The organism is Frankia sp. AgPm24, from assembly GCF_023243055.1.
In the GTDB taxonomy this organism is placed as follows: domain Bacteria; phylum Actinomycetota; class Actinomycetes; order Frankiales; family Frankiaceae; genus Frankia; species Frankia umida.
Genome location: NZ_JALKFW010000001.1, coordinates 72,211 through 89,069 on the forward strand (window position 1 = coordinate 72,211; position 16,859 = coordinate 89,069).

Below are 16,859 nucleotides of genomic sequence, written 5' to 3' on the forward strand. Positions count from 1 at the left end.
TCGGCGCCCACCCACCCCGACCCGGAGACACCGCGTCGCGTCGCCACACACCGGCCAGGCCGACCGATACGCCCGATCAACCCGATTCATGCAGGTCGCACGGGCCGCGACGATGGCCGGCTCGTCCTAGACTTTCCCTGCGCAGGCGTACGGAACGTCCGACCCATCCCGAGGGGCACCCATGACGACCGCACCGGCCACGAGCACGACGGAGGCGAGCGCCGCCGAACGAGCGCGCAGCCGCCCGGCGATCCTCACCGTCGATGACGACGTGAGCGTCTCCCGGGCCGTGGCCCGCGACCTGCGCCGCCAGTACGGCGAGCGCTACCGGATCGTGCGGGCCGAATCGGGCGAGCAGGCGCTCGACGCGCTGCGCGAGATGAAACTGCGCGGTGACCGGGTCGCGGTGCTGCTCGCCGACTTCCGGATGCCGGGGATGAACGGCCTGGAGTTCCTCGAGCAGGCGATGGACCTGTTTCCCACGGCCCGCCGGGTGCTGCTGACCGCCTACGCCGACACGAACGCCGCGATCGACGCGATCAACGTCGTCGATCTCGACCACTACCTGCTCAAACCCTGGGACCCGCCGCAGGAGAAGCTGTACCCGGTCGTCGATGCTCTGCTGGAGGCCTGGGCGGCCACCGATCACAGTCCGGTCGCCGAGACCCGGGTCGTCGGGCACCGCTGGTCGGCGCGCTCCTACGAGGTGCGTGACTTCCTGGCCCGCAACCAGGTTCCCTACCGCTGGTACCTGTGCGACGAGCCGGAGGCCACCCGGCTGCTCGCCGCGGCGCGGGCCTCGACGGACACGCTGCCCGTCGTCATCACCCCGGACGGCACGGCGCTCACCGACCCGAGCGACGGCGAACTGGCCGACCGGGTGGGCCTGAGCACCACCCCGGCCGAGGACTTCTACGACGTCGTCGTGATCGGCGGCGGCCCGGCGGGCCTCGGCTCGGCGGTGTACGCCGCCTCCGAGGGGCTGCGCACGGTGCTCGTCGAGCGGATGGCCACCGGCGGTCAGGCCGGGCAGAGCTCACGGATCGAGAACTACCTCGGCTTTCCGGACGGTGTGTCCGGCTCCCAGCTCACCGACCGGGCCCGCCGGCAGGCCGTCAAGTTCGGCGCCGAGGTGCTCACCACGCGGGACGCGGTGGCGCTGGCCGTCGAGGGTCCCGCCCGCACGGTGCGCTTCGGCGACGGGCAGGAGATCTCCGCCCACACGGTCGTGCTCGCCACCGGGGTGTCCTACCGTCAGCTGACCGCCCCGGGTCTGGCGGAGTTCACCGGCCGCGGGGTGTTCTACGGCTCGGCGCTGACCGAGGCTCCCTCGTGTTCCGGGCAGGACGTCTACATCGTCGGCGGAGCGAACTCGGCCGGGCAGGCGGCGATGCACTTCGCCCGGCACGCCCGGCGGGTCACCCTGACGGTGCGCGGCCCGTCCCTGGAAGCGTCGATGTCGCACTACCTCATCCAGCAGATCGCCGCGGTGGACACGATCACGGTGCGCCCCTGTACCGAGGTGATCGCGGCCGAGGGCGACGGCCACCTCGAGCGGCTCACCCTGCGCGACAACGCCACCGGCGAGACCGAGACCGTCGACTCCCAGTGGCTGTTCGTGTTCATCGGTGCCGCGCCGCGCACCGACTGGCTGGACGGCGTCCTCGCCCGGGACGCGGGCGGCTTCCTGCTCACCGGTCCGGACCTGATGGTCGACGGCAGCCGCCCGGCCGGCTGGACGCTGCCGCGCGACCCGTACCACCTGGAGACGTCCGTGCCCGGCGTGTTCGTCGCCGGTGATGCCCGAGCCGAGTCGGTGAAACGGGTGGCCTCCGCCGTCGGCGAAGGCGCGATGGCCATCGCCCTCGTGCACCGCTACCTCGCCGGCCACTGACCCTCGCCGGCCACTGACCCCCGGGAGACATCGGTCCTCGGGAGAACGGGAGAACGGGTCGTGACGAAGGTCCGGTGCGGTAAGGACGAGCTGCGCACACTGTTCCTGTTCGAGAAGCTCGACGATGACCAGCTCGACTGGCTGTGCGACCGAGGACGGGTCGAGACGCTCGAACCGGGCCCGGTCTACGCCGAGGGTGAGCCGGCGACCTGCTTCTACGTGCTCGTCGAGGGTTCGGTGGTGCTGTCCACCCGGGTCGCCGGGGATGACGTGGAGGTGGTCCGCGCCGACCAGCCGGGGGTGTACGCCGGTGCCTGGCACGCCTACCTCGGCGACCGGATGCCGCAGCTGTACCAGAACTCGATGCGGGTCACCACGCCGAGCCGGCTGTTCGCCCTGGATGCCGCGGACGTCGCCGCGATGATGCGGGAGTGGTTCCCGATGGCCCTGCATCTGCTGGAGGGGCTGTTCTTCGGCATGCAGAGCACCCAGCAGGTCATCGGCCAGCGGGAGCGGCTGCTGGCGCTCGGGTCGCTGTCGGCGGGGCTGACCCATGAGCTGAACAACCCGGCCGCGGCCGCGGTGCGCGCGACGGCGGCGCTGCGCGAACGGGTCGCCGGGATGCGCCACAAGCTGGGGATGATCGCGGCCGGGCCGTGGGAACGTCCGGAGCTGGAGTCGCTGATCCGGTTGCAGGAGGAGGCCGTCGAACGGGTCGCGAAGGCCCCGACGCTGACCCCGATGCAGACCGCCGACCGGGAGGACATCCTCGGCGACTGGCTGGACGAGCACGGCATCGACGACGCGTGGGACATCGCGCCGATCTTCGTGCAGGCCGGACTCGAACCCGACTGGCTTGACCATGTGGCGGACTCGGTGCCACCGGGGGTGGTCGCCGGCGCGGTGCGGTGGCTGACCTACACCATCGAAAGCGAACTGCTCATGCGGGAGATCGAGGACTCGACCACCCGGATCTCCTCGCTGGTCACGGCCGCCAAGCAGTACTCGCAGATGGACCGGGCACCGTTCCAGACCGTCGACATCCACGAACTGCTCGAGAGCACACTCGTCATGCTCGGCCGCAAGATCGGCCCGGACGTGGACATCCGCCGCGACTACGACCGCTCGTTGCCCGCGCTCCCCGCCTACGCCGCCGAACTCAACCAGGTCTGGACGAACCTGATCGACAACGCGGCGTCGGCGATGGACCACCGGGGTGTCCTGACCGTGCGCACCTTCGCCGACCGGGACCGCGACCGCCTCGTCGTCGAGATCGGCGACTCGGGTCCCGGCATCGACCCGGCGATCCGGGGGCGGATCTTCGAGCCGTTCTTCACCACCAAACCCGTGGGCGAGGGCACCGGGCTGGGCCTGGACATCTCGTGGCGGATCGTGGTGAACAAGCACCACGGCGACATCACCGTCGAGTCGGTTCCGGGTGACACCCGGTTCCAGGTCAGCCTGCCGCTCACCGTCGCGCGGCCCGACCCCGGGCCCGTCCCGCCGACCGACTCCATCGCGCCGACCGACTCCATCGCGCCGACCGGGCCCGTCCCGCCGGCGGAGTCGGTCATGCCACCGGGCTGAGCCCGCCGTCGAAGTTGATCGCCGTGCCGGTGAGGTAGGCGGCGCGGGCGGAGACGAGGAAGGCCACCAGGTCGGCGAACTCCTCCGCGCGCCCCACCCGGCCCAGCGGGATGTCGGAGTTGTGCCCCATCCGATGGTAGAGGTCCTCCACCCCGATCTTCTCCCGGGCGGCGGCCCGCTCCCACTGACCACTGCGCACCAGGCCGACGAGCACCGCGTTGACCCGCACGCCGTCCGGGCCGAACTCCTTCGACAGCGCCTTGGTCAGCGCGAGGCCGGCGGCCCGGGTCACCGACGTGGGTGTGGACCCGGCGCCAGGGGCCCGGGCGCCGATCGCCAGTGAGTTCACGATCGCACCGCCGCCGGCTTCGCGCAGCAGCGGCAGCACCAGCCGGCAGGCCCGGATCGCCGCGTACAGCTTGAGGTCCAGGTCGGCCTGCCACACCTCGTCCGCATGCTTCTCGAACGGTCCGGTGCTGCTGGCACCGGCGTTGTTGACCAGCGCGTGCACCGCGCCGAAGCGGTCGGTGGCCGCGGTGACGAACCCGGCCAGTGCCTGCGGGTCGCGCACGTCGGCGACCCGCCCGAACGCCTCCCCGGGGCCCCCGACGACCTGCTCCGCGACGGCGTGCAGGCGCGCCTCGTCACGTCCGCAGAAGGCCACCCGGGCGCCCTCGGCGACCAGGGTGCGCACGAGCGCCGCTCCCAGTCCGTCCGAACCGCCGGTCACCAACACCACGCGCCCTGTCAGCTGCAGGTCCATCGCTGTTCGCCGTCCCTCATCGTCGTGCCGTCACCATCGTCGTGCCGTCACCATCGTCGTGCCGTCACCATCGTCGTGCCGTCACCATGCCGTGCCGTCACCATGCCGTGCCGTCCGCACCGGCAGGCTGTCGCGCCAGGACACCACCCCATCACACCTGTGCCCAGTCCAACGGCTGATGCCCAGCTCGGCGGCTGGTCACCGGCGGCGGCCCGCATGTGCCCGAGCCTGCCCGGGTATGCAGATGTGGCGGTCCCGCGATCGGGGTTGGTGACGGGATGTGACTGAGGATCGGGTAGATCTCTTCGAACGCCTGAACATCGCAGTGGTGGCGACCGATCCACGGACCGGTCACATCCGACGTGCCAACCGAGCCGCCTGCGCCCTGCTCGGCCGGTCCGAGTCGAATCTTGTCGGCCTGCACTGGCAGGAGGTGACCGCGTCCGGCCAGGACGAGATCTGGCGCGTCGGCGATCATCTGCCTCCGATGCCGGAGCTGAGCCTGCGATGGGTGGGCCGGCTGGTGCGCCCGGATCGCGGGGTGGTGCACGTGCTGGCCACCTACGCCCTGGTCCGGGGTGAGGATGGCGAGACCGAGCTGATCAGCCAGCTCCAGGACATCTCCCAGGAGATCGCCGCGAACAGTCGGCTACGGCTGATCCTCGACCACAGTCCGGTGTCGCTGCTGCTCGTCGACCGCGACGGGATCGTGCATGCCAGCGAGGGCCTGATCGACGCGATGCCGCCGAATCCGCGGCACGGCCCCGGGGCGTCGGCGTTCGCACTGTTCGCCGAGCTGCCGGACGCCGTCGATCTGCTGCGGACCGCCCTCGCCGGTCAGCCGGCGCACGGCCTGGTGCGGGCTCCGGGGGGCGTCGTCGATCTGCACGCCATGCCGGTGTTCGAGCCGGACGGCGCCGTCGGCTATGTGACCTGTGTGGCCACCGACGTCACCAGGCACCAGCAGGCTCTCTCCGCGTTGCGGGTCCGGTCGGCGGAGCAGTCGCTGATCGCCGATCTCGGCCAGCAGGCCCTGGAGTCGCTGGACGCGACGTCGATCTGGCCGCACACCGCGCGCATGCTCGCCGACCATCTACGGGCCGACTCCGTGGGCATCTACGAACTCGACGAGCTCGGACGCCGCCTGAGCCCCCTGGCCACCGCCACCGCCACCACGACCACGACCACCACCACGACCACCGCCACGGCCGCGCCGGATGCCGGCCTCGAGCCCTCGACCATGATCGGCGATGATCCCCTGCCCGGGCATCGGCACAGTCTGACCGTCGTGGTCGGGCGGGGGGATCGGCCGCTGGCGGTCATCGAGATCGATCGCCGGCCGGACGCGCCACCGTTCTCCGCCCATGACCGGGAGTTCGTCCGCTCGTCCGGCTCGGTCCTCGGCGCCGCGGCGATGCGGCTGCGGATGGAGGCGGAGATCCGGCGGCGTTCGCTGCACGATCCGCTCACCGGGCTGCCCAACCGCGCCGCGCTTCTCGACCGGCTCGGCCGCGCGTTGCACCGCGCCCAGACCGACGGGACCAGCATCGGGGTGCTGTTCATCGACCTGGACGGTTTCAAGGCCGTCAACGACACGCTGGGTCATCAGGCGGGTGACGAGCTGCTGACGCTGACCGCCGCCCGACTCGTCCAGGCGGTGCGGCCCGCCGATGTCGTCGGTCGCCTCTCCGGCGACGAGTTCGCCGTGCTGTGTGAACGGGTCGGATCGACCGCGGAGCTCGAGGCGATCGGGGATCGGCTGCTGACCGCGCTCGGTCGGCCCTGCGCGCTGCACGACCGGATGGTCACGGTGTCGGCGAGTGTCGGGATCGCGCTGTCCGGACCGGGCACGGTGGACGGCGACGATCTGCTCGGCGCGGCCGACCTCGCGATGTACACGGCGAAGCGGCTGGGTCCGGGACGCCGGCTGACTTTCGACGAGTCGATGCGGGCCCGGCGCACGACCAGGATCGACGAGGATGACGAGCTGCGCCGCGCCCTGGGCGCCAACGAGCTGACCCTGCGTTACGAGCCGATCCAGGGTCGCGACGAACGGGTGGCGGGTGCCGTGGCCCTGCCGTTCTGGCGTCATCCCCGGCGCGGCCTGCTCGCGCCGACGGACTTTCGCCCTGATCCCGAGCGGCACGGCCTGCGCGTCCCGCTGGACCGCTGGACCATCGGCCGGGCCTGCCGGGCCGCCGCCCGCTGGGACGCCACGTCCCGCGCCGCCGGCCCACCCGTGCTGCTCACCGCGGTGTCCACCCGGGTGCTGCTGGAGCCGGAGTTCCTGGTGGAGCTGGCCGAGCTGCTCGCCACCACGGGCGCACCGGGCCGCTACCGCCTGTGTCTGGAGGTGTGCGAGCGACAGCTCGTCAACGACGGGGTGGCGGTGATGGCGATCCACGAGGGGCTGGCGCGCCTCGGGGTGGCGCTCAGCATCGCCGAGGGTGGGATGACCCAGGCGGTCGTCCTGTCCGCGGCCCGGTTCCCCGCCGACTACCTGCGGATCAGCCGGGCCTTCGTGGACGGGATCGAGGCCAGCCCGGTGGGCCGTGCGGCGCTCGCCGCGATCATCCATTTCGCCCACGAGCTTGACGTCGGCGCGATGGTGGCCGATGTGATGACACCGGGGCAGCTCGCCGCGCTGCGGACGCTGAGCTGCGATCTGATGGCCGGCCCCGCGGTGGGCCCACCCGCCGCCCGATTACCGCGGCTGCCGGCGCCCACCCCACCAGGCCCATTCGGGTAGCAATAATGGCACATTAGGTTACATTTTTCACCGAAGTGAGCTCATCTACTACGATGGGGTCATCACTGCGCACCCAGCGCGCCTCGCCCCGCACGGCCCGGGAGCCGTCGTGTTGCGGCCACCGCAGCCGGTGGCACGTGCTCTGCCCCTGGCAGTAGAAACAGGGGAGCGTAGCTCCGCACCTGCCGGGGAACGCGCAACAAGGAGGTTGGAGAAACGTGAGTCTTGTCACCAAGCCGGGAGGCCGGTATCGCTCGGTCGTCGACGCGACCGAGATCATCGTGGTGAAGGCCGCCAAGAGCCCGATCGATCTGCGCTGTGGTGGCCACCCGGTCGTCGCGGTCGGCGACGAGGTACCCGGCGACCTCACCCTGGACTCGTCGTTCGCGACCGGCACCCCGCTGGGCAAGCGGTTCGCCGACCCGGATTCGGGCCTGGAGCTGCTGTGCACCAAGGCCGGCGAGGGCTCGCTGTCCATCGGGACGACCCCGCTGCCCCTCAAGGACGCCAAGCCTCTTCCGTCCTCGGACTGACCCCGGTCCCCGCTCGACCCGCACGCGGATCGCCCTGACCTCTGACCGACCCTGACCTCTGACCGACCCTGACCTCTGACCGACGGAGTCGTCGCATGCACCTCGGGATGCTGCTCGAAATGGCCGCCGACGGGATGGCCGACCGGGTCGCCCTCGGCCCGAAGGCCTCTGGTGTCACCTTCGCCGAGCTGGCCCACCGGGCACGCCGCCTGGGTGCCGTGCTCGAGGCCGCGCCGGGCGAGCGGGTCGGCCTGATCGACCTGAACTCCCCGGCCGTTCCCCTGACCCTGTTCGGCGCGGCGATCGCGGGAAAGCCGTTCGTGCCGATCAACTACCGCCTGGCGGACCCCCAGCTGCGGGCCATCGTCGCCCGCACCGCCCCGGCCACGATCATCGTCGGTGACGGTGTCGCCGAACGGATCGGGCCGGTCGAGGGCATCGAGTACCTGAACCGGGCGGACGCGCTGGCCCTGGCCGAGAACCCGCAGGGCAAGGAGTCCGACGGTTGGGGCGGCGACGCCGACGACATCGCCGTTCTGCTGTTCACCAGCGGCACGACCGGCGAGCCCAAGGCCGCCGTCCTGCGCCACAGCAACCTGACCGAGTACATCATCACCACGGTCGAGTACTCCGGTTCCGGTGAGGACGAGGCCGCGATCGTCAGCGTGCCGCCGTACCACATCGCCGGTATCTCCGCGGTGCTGTCGTCGACCTACTCGGGGCGTCGGGTCTACCAGCTCGAGGCCTTCGAGCCGCGGGCCTGGGTCGAGGTGGTCCGCGCCGAGTCGATCACCCACGCGATGGTCGTCCCGACGATGCTCGGCCGCATCCTCGACATCATCGAGGCGGACGGTCAGGGCCTGCCCTCGATGCGCGCCCTGTCCTACGGCGGTGGGCCGATGCCGCTGCCGGTGATCGAGCGGGCCGTGGGCCTGCTGCCCAACGTCGGTTTCGTCAACGCCTACGGCCTGACCGAGACGTCCAGCACGATCGCGGTGCTCGGCCCGGACGACCACTCCGCCGCCTTCGCCAGCGACGATCCGGCGGTGCGGGCGCGGCTCGCCTCCGTCGGCCGGCCGTTGCCGTCGCTGGAGGTCTCGATCCGCGACGCGGTCGGCGAGGCGGTGGCCCCCGGTGAGCGCGGTGAGATCTACGTGCGCGGTGGGCAGGTCTCCGGCGAGTACCTCGGCCGCGGCACCAGCCTCGACGCCGAGGGCTGGTTCCCCACCCGGGACGAGGGTCACCTCGACGAGGGCGGTTACCTGTTCGTCCACGGCCGACTCGACGACGTGATCGTGCGCGGCGGGGAGAACCTGTCCCCCGGTGAGATCGAGGCCGTCCTGCTCGAGCATCCCGCCGTGCGGGAGGCGGCCGTGGTCGGCATCCCCAGCAAGGAATGGGGTGAGGGGGTCGCCGCCGCCGTCATCGTCTCCGGCGACGTCACCGAGGACGAACTCAAGGCGCATGTGCGTGCCCGGCTGCGCTCCAGCCGGACCCCCGACCGCATCCAGTTCCGCGAGGAACTCCCGTTCAACGAGAGCGGCAAGCTCCTGCGCCGGGTCCTGCGCACCGAACTGTCGGACGCCTTCGCCTGACCCGCGGCCAGCTGCCACACGGGTCACCGTGGGATGTCCGGGTTCTTCTCCCCCACGGCGACCCGTGTGGCGCTGGTCGGCTCGAAGCCGGCGCCGAAGGCGAGCGTCGGTGACCGCGAGCGTCGGTGACCGCGAGCGTCAGGTGCAGGTGCAGGTGCACCGCCGCTCCCCTGGCACCCGTGAGGCACGGCCACGGCAGGCACGGGTGAGAAGATGACGGACGCGGCGGTGCGGCGTGGCCAGGGTGGCTCCCGGATCCCGTGCGGACGCCCCCCATCGGCCAGCGCCCGCTGTCAGAACTATCTTCCCCGGCTGCCGCCCCCCACCCGCGCGATGGGCGCCGTCCGCGTCTCCGGGGCGTCTTCCACGGTCTTTCCCGTGGCGCTTTCCGCCTTGCGCGGCTCCGGTTGGGAAACAGAGAACGGCATGGCCAGGCCCTCTCGGTAGGCCTGACCATCCGGAGCATAACGGACGGGACGGGACGTGGCGTCCGGCCCGAATCTGCGTAGGTCGCGCCGCTGATCCCGCCAGACGACAATGACGGGTACCAGAAACATCGTCACCAGAATCAGGATGGCATAAAGAATTCTGCCCCAGGCAAATTCCGTGTTCATGGGCTGGTCCTTTGGTCCGGGTGGGTTCGTCCGGCGGACGGGGAGCTGAACTGGCCCGGGACGCACACAGCGCCCTGGGAACTCCAGCGCGCGCGGAGCGGATCGAACCTGCCGGCGCCGGCCGGCGTCAGCTCAGCCGAACGAAGGCGACAGCACCGACCGGCGCGCGCGGTACCCGACCGGCGGACCACGGGCCGCCCAGCCGCCCACCACGACGCGCCGGCGACCCGCCACCCACGACCGCCGCCGCGACCGGCGCGACAACGCGAGCGCCAACCCCGCCACCGCGGCGGCCAGCGCGTATCCGACCGGCTGCCCCGCCGGCCACGGGGTCGCGGCGCGACCCCGCGCGTCCAGGCGCACCGCGGTCGCCTCCACCGACCGCACGGCCCCGGCCACCGCGCCCACATCGGCACCGCCCCGCTGCGTGCCGGGCGCCGCCGCGACGCGCTCGCCGAAGCCAGGAGCCTGCTGCCGCGCGCCGGTGCCAGGCGGACCGCCCAGCAGGCCGATCAGGAGCAGAACGAAGGCCATCCCGATCGCGCCAGGGCGCCGATCGGTGCGGATGGGCATACCCGCAGGCTACCCAGGGCCCTCGGCGGCCATTCGGTCACCACGGGATCGGCCGGGGCCCACGGCGATGGTCGGCGCTCGACGGTCGGCGCCCAGCGGGTCGAACCGCACCGCTTGCGACGGGACAGGTTCATCGCCATGCTCCGGCGGTGGGTTCCGCGGAACCGCGATCCCTGTGGACACCCCGTGGACAGGACGGAGGCCAGCGCCATGGCAGCAGGAGCGCGGGCGTCAACGGCCGACCCGGCCGGACCGGTGGCCGGCGAGGACGAGTCGCGGCCGGTCCTGCCCCGCGCCCAGATCAACCTGATCTTCGGCACGATCATGCTGGGGATGCTGCTGGCGGCGCTCGACCAGACGATCGTCTCCACGGCGCTGCCGACGATCGTGGGCGATCTCGGCGGCGCCGGCCACATGAGCTGGGTGGTCACCTCCTACCTGTTGGCCGAGACGATCGCGACCGTCCTGTCCGGCAAGTTCGGGGACCAGTTCGGCCGCAAACGGGTGTTCCAGCTCAGCGTCGTGGTCTTCATCGTCGGATCGTTCTTCTGCGGCCTGGCGCACAACATGACCGTCCTGATCGTGGCCCGCTCGGTGCAGGGGCTGGGCGCCGGCGGCATCACCGTGACCGCCACCGCGCTGATCGGCGATGTGATCCCGCTGCGGGAACGCGGCAGGTACCAGGGCGCCCTCGGCGCGGTCTTCGGTGTCACCACGGTGATCGGGCCGCTGCTCGGCGGTCTGTTCACCGATCATCTGTCGTGGCGTTGGGCGTTCTACGTGAACGTGCCGCTGGCGATCGTCGTGGTGGCGCTGGCCGCCCGCACGATCCCCGGCCGGGCCGCGGCGGCCCTGGGCCGCCGGGCACAGGTGGACTACCTGGGCGTGCTGTTCGTCGCGCTCGGCGCCAGCGGGCTGACGCTGGCCACCTCCTGGGGTGGGACGCAGTACCCCTGGGGCTCCGCGACGATCATCGGACTGTTCGCCGGATCCGTCGTGGCGCTGGCCCTCTTCGTCGTGGTGGAGAGCCGGGCCGCGGAGCCGATCCTGCCGCTGCACCTGTTCCGCAGCCGGGTCTTCTCGACCGCGTCGGTGCTCAGTTTCATCGTCGGGTTCGCGATGTTCGGGTCGCTGACCTTCCTGCCGTCCTACCTGCAGTACGTGACCGGCGCGTCGGCGACGATGTCCGGGGTGCGGACCCTGCCGATGGTGCTCGGTCTGCTGGCCACCGCCGTCGGCTCCGGCCAGGTGGTGGGAACCACCGGCCGTTACCGGCCGTTCCCGATCGTCGGGATGGCGGTGACGGCGGTCGCGCTGTGGTTGCTGTCCCGGATGGACGAGCACACCTCGATCCTCGTGCAGTCCCTGTCGATGCTGCTGCTCGGTGCCGGTATCGGCCTGGTCATGCAGATCCTGACGATCGTCGTGCAGAGCACGGTGGACTATCACGATCTGGGTGCGGCGACGTCCGGTGTGACGTTCTTCCGGTCGCTGGGTGGCTCGTTCGGCGCGTCCATCATGGGCGCGGTCTACACCAACACACTGGCGGACGTCCTGCCCGGGGCGCTGGCGCGGGCGAAGGTGTCACCGTCTGCGGTGACGAACCCGACCGGCGTGCACAGCCTGCCGGCCGCCGCCCGCGCACCGGTGATCGACGCCTACGCGCAGTCGGTGCACACGGTGTTCCTGTGGGCGGTACCGGTCGCCGTCGTCGGCCTGCTGGTCGCCCTCGCCCTCCCCCAGGTGGCCCTGCGCGGGACGGCCCGCGCCACCGTGCGCGGCACCGGCGAGGGCTTCGCCATGCCGGCGAACCGAACGTCCGACGCCGAACTGGAAACGCGGGTCGCCACCCTGCTCCGCCAGCGGGACCGGGCCGCGGGCCGCGAGGTCATCGCCCGTTCCGGCGTCACTGTCGATCTCCCGACCCTGTGGGCGCTGCTGGGCGTGCACCTGCGTGACCGCCTGCTCGACCAGCCGACCAGCCCCGCCACCATCGAGGACAACCACCGACTCCCGCACGGCGTGCTGCGCTCCTTCTACGACGAGGTGATCGCCGGCGGCCATCTCGCCCGCGACGGCGAACGTCTGTACCTGACCGACCGCGGGCACACCGTCGTCACCGCCCTGGGCGACGCCTGGACCGCGTGGCTGCTCGAGCAGCTGGCCGACGACGAGGCCGACCGCGCCCAGCTCGACCCCCGCATCCGCCCCGTCCTCGCCCGGATCTCCCGCCGGCTCCTGCTCGAACAGCAGTCCGACCTCTCCCCGACCACCGCCGCCCCCGCCAGCCTGACCCCCGCTGGCAGCGGCGACGGCGGCTCCGACCCGAGCTGAGGGGGCCAGCGGAAGCATCCGGTCGCTGGTCGCGAAACGTGCTGGTCAGGCTGTGAGCCCGGCCAGCACGACAGCCGTGGCGCGCCGCAGGGTCTCCGGTGCGGGTGGCGCCGTCGCGCAGGCCTGGGAAAGCCCGCGGATCAGCAGGTACACCTCGTCGACGCTCACCTCCGAGCGGACCACACCCGCCGATATCGCCCGGTCCAGCAGGTCGGCGACCGTCGCGCGCAGTCGGCCCGCCGCCGCGTCGACCTCCGGGCCGATCTCGCCGGCGGGCAGCCTCGACGCGAGGGTCAGCTTGGTCGCCCCCGACTCGATCATCGTCCGAAGCAACTCCCGCAATGCCTCGCCCGGTTCCTTCGCGGTCGCGAGAGCCGCCGCCTGCTCCGCGAGACGCTCGAAGTGACAGACCAGGGCCGCCTCGATCAGCGCGTCCTTCGTCGGAAAATGCCGAAAGACGGTGGCGATACCCACGTCGGCCCGCCGGGCGACCTCCTCGGTCGAGCCGGTCGCACCCTGCTCACCGAACACCGCCTGGGCCGCGGCCAGGATGCGCTCCCGGTTCGCGGCGGCGTTCCTACGCACCATGCCCTCCCGCATCTCCGGCCCTCCCGGGCCGTCGACCAGCTCCGCGGCCGCCATTGCAAACGGAGTCGAGACTTCGCTACGGTAACGGAGTCGCCACTTCGCCAGGAGGTCCGATGGTACTGAAGTCCGCCGATCCAGCCGGCGTTGTCCAGGCGGTGACCGCCGGCGTGGTTCGGCTGGTCACCGGGAACCTGACGCCCCAGGAACGGGAGCGCACGCTCGACGCACTCGCCGACCTGTACGCGGAGCAGACCCACGTTCGGCATCCACTCGCCCCACTCGGTGATCAACCGATGCGTTCTCGGGCCGAGCTGCGGGCGCACTTCGCGGCAGCGCCGAGCCAGGAAGCCGGCATTCGCTCGTTCGCGTCCACGGACATGGTCGTGCACCGCACGGCCGACCCGGAGATCGTCATCGCCGAGTTCGCCTATGCTGTCGGCACTGACCGTGGGGCGTTCACGGTCCCGTGCATCTTCGTGGTCCGCGTTCACGACGGTCGCATTGTCGAATCCCGCGACTACGCCGACTCCCTCACCTTCGCCCGCGCCCTGGGTCAACTCCCCGCCCTCGCCGACGCTCTCACCGCAGAGAATTCCCCACCCACCGCCGAAACTCGGTCCTAACCTCGCCCCCACGGGTTTCGACCCGCCCGGATGCCATTTACCAACACCCGCGCCATCACGATTGCGCCACCATCCCCGAAACCGCCCCGAAGAAGTTCCACCACACGGGCCCGTCCCTGGGCGCCTTCTTCGTGGTTCCAGGGACCGACTTGCGGCCAAGGCCCGAAGTGCGGTCGCGGGGCTCGGGGGCTGACAGCCCCGCGTTCGCATAGGTCGCCGACCTGGTCTTTCGTGTAATCGGCCGATGTCTGAGGGGTCGAGGGGTGGAGGGTCGGGTGGCGGGTGGGTGGGGGTTCCTGGTTGGTTTGTGGCATGTTCCGGTTACTGTGGGCACTATCCGGGTGGTGCTACTGATCGGGGGATCGTTGTGGTGGATGAGCCGTGGGTGGGGTTGGCGGACGCGATCGGTGCGGTGCGGGCGGAGTTGACCGTGGCGATGGCCGCGGGGGTGGGTGCTCCGGTTCGGTTCACGGTGGAGCCGGTGGAGTTGGAGCTGAATGTGGAGGTTCGTGCCGGTGGTAGGGCGGAGGGTGGGGTGCGGATCGGGGTGGTGTCGATCGGCGCGTCGGGTGAACGTTCCTCGACTTCTACTCATCGGTTGACCGTTCGTCTGCAGCCTGTCGATCCGGCGACGGGCCGTTCGCCGTTGATCGGCGACGACGAGTAGTCCGATCAACGTGGTGGGGTCGGGGGTGGGTGTGGCGGGTCCGGTGCCCCCGGGGCAGGTCGTGGAGATCCGCGTGGTGCGGGCGGATGGGCGCACGCGGGTGGGGTCGGGTCTGTTGATCACCGGCCGGCTGGTCCTGACCGCCGCGCATGTCGTGTTCCCCGAGGGGCCGGTGGCGTCGTCGCGGGTGGGGTTGACGGTCGGGGTGGGTGAGACCGGCCGGGCGGGCACATCGGGTCGGGTGGTGTGGCCTGAGCGCTGGGACGGTCCCGGCGACACCGCGCCCGACGCGGCGCTGATCCGCATTGATGATCCGGGGTGGATACCGCCGCGGGTGGACCGGTTGCGCTGGGGTGCGCTGACCGGCCGTGCCGGCGGGATCGCCGGTGAGGCGGCCGGTTTCCCCCGGGTGCTGCGTGGCGCGGGCGGGGCGCGGGAGACGAACCATCTGACCGGGCAGGTGAACCCGCTGGGTGGGCTGGTCACCGGCCGCTACGACATCAACGTCAAGGACCATCCGCCGCTGGCACCTACCGCGGACGACGAACCGCTGCCCTGGTCCGGTATGTCCGGGGCGGTGCTCTACGCGTGCGCCGACCCGACCGGCCCCGCGCCAGTGTGGCTCGCAATCGCCGTGATCGTGGTGGACACCCCCGGGTTCGATGAGGGCAGGCTGAGTGCGGTGCCGGTCCGCCGGCTGTTGGACGATCCGGGGTTGCGGGACCTGATCCGGGCCGAGGGTGGGCCGGTCGACTGGGAATCGGTCGAACTCGCCGGACTGATCAGCCCGCTGACGGTCACCGTGCCCCGCACGCCGGCGCAGTTCCTGCGGGCCGACGCGGAAATCGTCGACCTCCACGGCCGGGAAGCGCTCCTGAGCGAGTTCACCGACTGGTGTGCTGGGGCGGCGGACAGTGCGGTGCGGCTGCTGGTCGGTCCGGGTGGGCAGGGCAAGACCCGTTTCGCCCGCGCCCTGAGCGCACGCCTGCGCGAGGCGGGCTGGCTGGCCGGACTCGTCCGCCCCGAGGGTGTGGGGCTGGTGGGGCGACTCGCCGGGCAGACCCGGCCAGTGCTGCTGGTGGTGGACTACGCCGAAACCCACACCGATCTCACCAGCACCCTCCTGGGCATCCTGGAAGAACGATCCAGCCGCATCCGGGTGCGGCTGCTGCTGGTCGCCCGCGGGGGCGGGGACTGGTGGGACGATCTCACCGGCCGCCATCCCCTCGCCGACGACGGACAGACCCTCACCCTGGCGGCGGTGGAGAGCAGCGGACCCGACCGGACACGCCTGTTCACCGACGCGGCCGGCACGTTCGCCCACCGGCTCACAGATCTTGATCCCACGGTGGACTGGACCGCACGGGCAGAGCACGTCCACCGCGGGATACCGGACCTGTCCGATCCCGGGTTCGGGCTGGTCCTGGCCGTACACATGGCCGCGTTGACCGCGCTCCTCGACCAGCCCGACACCCGCCCAGGTGGATCACCGGCCGAGGTCGCGGACCGGCTTCTGCGCCACGAGAAGACCTACTGGACCGACACCGCCCGCACCGGGGGCATCACCCGGTCCGCGGACAGTCTGGAACAGGCCATCGCTACCGCGACCCTGTGCAGCGCCCAGGACCTGAGCGAGGCCACCGCGACCCTCGCTCGTCTTCCAGGTTTCGCGGGTGACGACGGCGAAGCCCACGATCTACGGGGACGGGTGGTGCGGTGGCTGGCCGGGCTCTACCCGCCGCCACCCGAGCAGGCCGGGCAGGTGTGGGGTGGGATCAGCCCGGACCGGCTCGCGGAACACTTCCTCGCCCGCCACCTCACCAACCCCACCGACACCCCCGGTGTTGCCTTCCGGGTTCTCACCGGTGCTTCCCGGGCGCAGATCTACCAGGCGTTGACCGTGCTCAACCGGGCCGCACCCGCACATCCCCGCCTGACTGGTCTGCTGCCCGCGCTCCTCGCCGCTGATCCTGCCGCCCGCGCCCCGGTCGCACTCCAGGTCACCATCGAAGCGGCCGACCACACCCCCACCGCCGACGCCCTGACCGCCCTGGCGCCGCGACTGGATCTACCCACCCTCACCACCATGACCAACAGTCTCCCCCAGTACAGTCACCGGCTGCTGGACCTGGCGGCTGTCGTGCAGCAGGCCCACACCACCCGTCTACGCGATCACACCCCGGGCCTGCCCCCAGCCCGCCGCTGGGTCTTACCCCGACGACGCACCATCCCCCCCGACACCTACCTCCCCGACCTCGCCATGTCGCTGAACAACCAGTCGGTGCGGTTGGGGGATCTGGGGCGCCCGGAACAGGCCCTGGCCGCGATCGAAGAAGCCG

The 16,859-nt window shown here is 71.6% G+C and carries 13 protein-coding genes; 9 read left to right on the top strand and 4 right to left on the bottom strand.

The annotated features are described in order from the left end of the window. Nucleotides 1-181 precede the first annotated feature (181 nt). Both MXD61_RS00340 and MXD61_RS00345 read left to right on the top strand, forming a co-directional pair. Nucleotides 182-1,894 carry an FAD-dependent oxidoreductase gene (locus tag MXD61_RS00340; protein ID WP_248810654.1) on the top strand — a complete coding sequence of 571 codons (1,713 nt, stop codon included), beginning with the start codon at nucleotides 182-184 and terminating at the stop codon, nucleotides 1,892-1,894. Nucleotides 1,895-1,954: 60 nt separating this feature from the next. Then, nucleotides 1,955-3,481 carry an ATP-binding protein gene (locus MXD61_RS00345; RefSeq protein ID WP_248810656.1) on the top strand — a complete coding sequence of 509 codons (1,527 nt, stop codon included), beginning with the start codon at nucleotides 1,955-1,957 and terminating at the stop codon, nucleotides 3,479-3,481. Here the strand turns inward: MXD61_RS00345 and MXD61_RS00350 are convergent. Then, on the bottom strand, nucleotides 3,465-4,244 hold the full coding sequence (locus tag MXD61_RS00350; RefSeq protein WP_248810657.1) for an SDR family oxidoreductase: 780 nt from the start codon (nucleotides 4,242-4,244) through the stop codon (nucleotides 3,465-3,467). The two genes, MXD61_RS00345 and MXD61_RS00350, sit on opposite strands and share 17 nt — an antisense overlap. A 280-nt stretch (nucleotides 4,245-4,524) precedes the next feature. Here MXD61_RS00350 and MXD61_RS28270 point away from each other — a divergent pair, with 280 nt between their 5' ends. The 3 genes from MXD61_RS28270 (at nucleotide 4,525) to MXD61_RS00365 (ending at nucleotide 9,121) form a co-directional block, all read left to right on the top strand. Continuing rightward, the gene (locus MXD61_RS28270) at nucleotides 4,525-6,993 is read left to right on the top strand and encodes a diguanylate cyclase domain-containing protein (protein WP_308222648.1); all 2,469 of its coding nucleotides are present in this window, start codon (nucleotides 4,525-4,527) and stop codon (nucleotides 6,991-6,993) included. Nucleotides 6,994-7,211: 218 nt separating this feature from the next. After that, nucleotides 7,212-7,526, top strand: a complete 315-nt coding sequence (locus MXD61_RS00360) for a hypothetical protein (protein ID WP_163548611.1) — start codon at nucleotides 7,212-7,214, stop codon at nucleotides 7,524-7,526. A gap of 95 nt (nucleotides 7,527-7,621) precedes the next feature. Further along, entirely contained in the window at nucleotides 7,622-9,121 is a 1,500-nt protein-coding gene (locus MXD61_RS00365) for a class I adenylate-forming enzyme family protein (protein WP_248810660.1), read from the top strand. A 299-nt stretch (nucleotides 9,122-9,420) separates the two neighbouring features. Here the strand turns inward: MXD61_RS00365 and MXD61_RS00370 are convergent, their stop codons facing one another. After that, entirely contained in the window at nucleotides 9,421-9,735 is a 315-nt protein-coding gene (locus MXD61_RS00370) for a hypothetical protein (RefSeq protein ID WP_248810661.1), read from the bottom strand. Between the two features lie 132 nt (nucleotides 9,736-9,867). Further along, nucleotides 9,868-10,308, bottom strand: a complete 441-nt coding sequence (locus tag MXD61_RS00375; protein WP_248810662.1) for a hypothetical protein — start codon at nucleotides 10,306-10,308, stop codon at nucleotides 9,868-9,870. Nucleotides 10,309-10,518: 210 nt separating this feature from the next. Between MXD61_RS00375 and MXD61_RS00380 the strand changes: the two genes are divergently transcribed. After that, nucleotides 10,519-12,642 (top strand): MDR family MFS transporter, encoded by a 2,124-nt coding sequence (locus tag MXD61_RS00380; protein WP_248810664.1) that lies wholly within the window; start codon nucleotides 10,519-10,521, stop codon nucleotides 12,640-12,642. Between the two features lie 45 nt (nucleotides 12,643-12,687). Here MXD61_RS00380 and MXD61_RS00385 read toward each other — a convergent pair whose 3' ends face one another. After that, nucleotides 12,688-13,284: a TetR/AcrR family transcriptional regulator gene (locus MXD61_RS00385; protein WP_248810665.1), complete on the bottom strand. Its 597-nt coding sequence runs from the start codon at nucleotides 13,282-13,284 to the stop codon at nucleotides 12,688-12,690. 59 nt (nucleotides 13,285-13,343) lie between these two features. On the opposite strand from MXD61_RS00385, the gene MXD61_RS00390 reads away from it, so the two are divergent. From MXD61_RS00390 to MXD61_RS00400, 3 genes are all read left to right on the top strand, one after another. Then, nucleotides 13,344-13,853, top strand: a complete 510-nt coding sequence (locus MXD61_RS00390; protein WP_248810666.1) for a nuclear transport factor 2 family protein — start codon at nucleotides 13,344-13,346, stop codon at nucleotides 13,851-13,853. 370 nt (nucleotides 13,854-14,223) lie between these two features. Then, nucleotides 14,224-14,520: a trypco2 family protein gene (locus MXD61_RS27815; protein WP_248810667.1), complete on the top strand. Its 297-nt coding sequence runs from the start codon at nucleotides 14,224-14,226 to the stop codon at nucleotides 14,518-14,520. 25 nt (nucleotides 14,521-14,545) lie between these two features. Then, a partial coding sequence (locus MXD61_RS00400) for a hypothetical protein (protein ID WP_374628195.1) occupies nucleotides 14,546-16,859 on the top strand: 2,314 nt, incomplete at its 3' end.

What these genes read in the sequence shown, in the direction of transcription:
- MXD61_RS00340 (WP_248810654.1), top strand. Translation starts at nt 182, where the DNA reads ATGACGACCGCACCGGCCACGAGCACGACGGAGGCGAGCGCCGCCGAA.
- MXD61_RS00350 (WP_248810657.1), bottom strand. Translation starts at nt 4,244, where the DNA reads ATGGACCTGCAGCTGACAGGGCGCGTGGTGTTGGTGACCGGCGGTTCG.
- MXD61_RS00365 (WP_248810660.1), top strand. Translation starts at nt 7,622, where the DNA reads ATGCACCTCGGGATGCTGCTCGAAATGGCCGCCGACGGGATGGCCGAC.
- MXD61_RS00370 (WP_248810661.1), bottom strand. Translation starts at nt 9,735, where the DNA reads ATGAACACGGAATTTGCCTGGGGCAGAATTCTTTATGCCATCCTGATT.
- MXD61_RS00375 (WP_248810662.1), bottom strand. Translation starts at nt 10,308, where the DNA reads ATGCCCATCCGCACCGATCGGCGCCCTGGCGCGATCGGGATGGCCTTC.
- MXD61_RS00380 (WP_248810664.1), top strand. Translation starts at nt 10,519, where the DNA reads ATGGCAGCAGGAGCGCGGGCGTCAACGGCCGACCCGGCCGGACCGGTG.
- MXD61_RS00385 (WP_248810665.1), bottom strand. Translation starts at nt 13,284, where the DNA reads ATGGCGGCCGCGGAGCTGGTCGACGGCCCGGGAGGGCCGGAGATGCGG.
- MXD61_RS00390 (WP_248810666.1), top strand. Translation starts at nt 13,344, where the DNA reads ATGGTACTGAAGTCCGCCGATCCAGCCGGCGTTGTCCAGGCGGTGACC.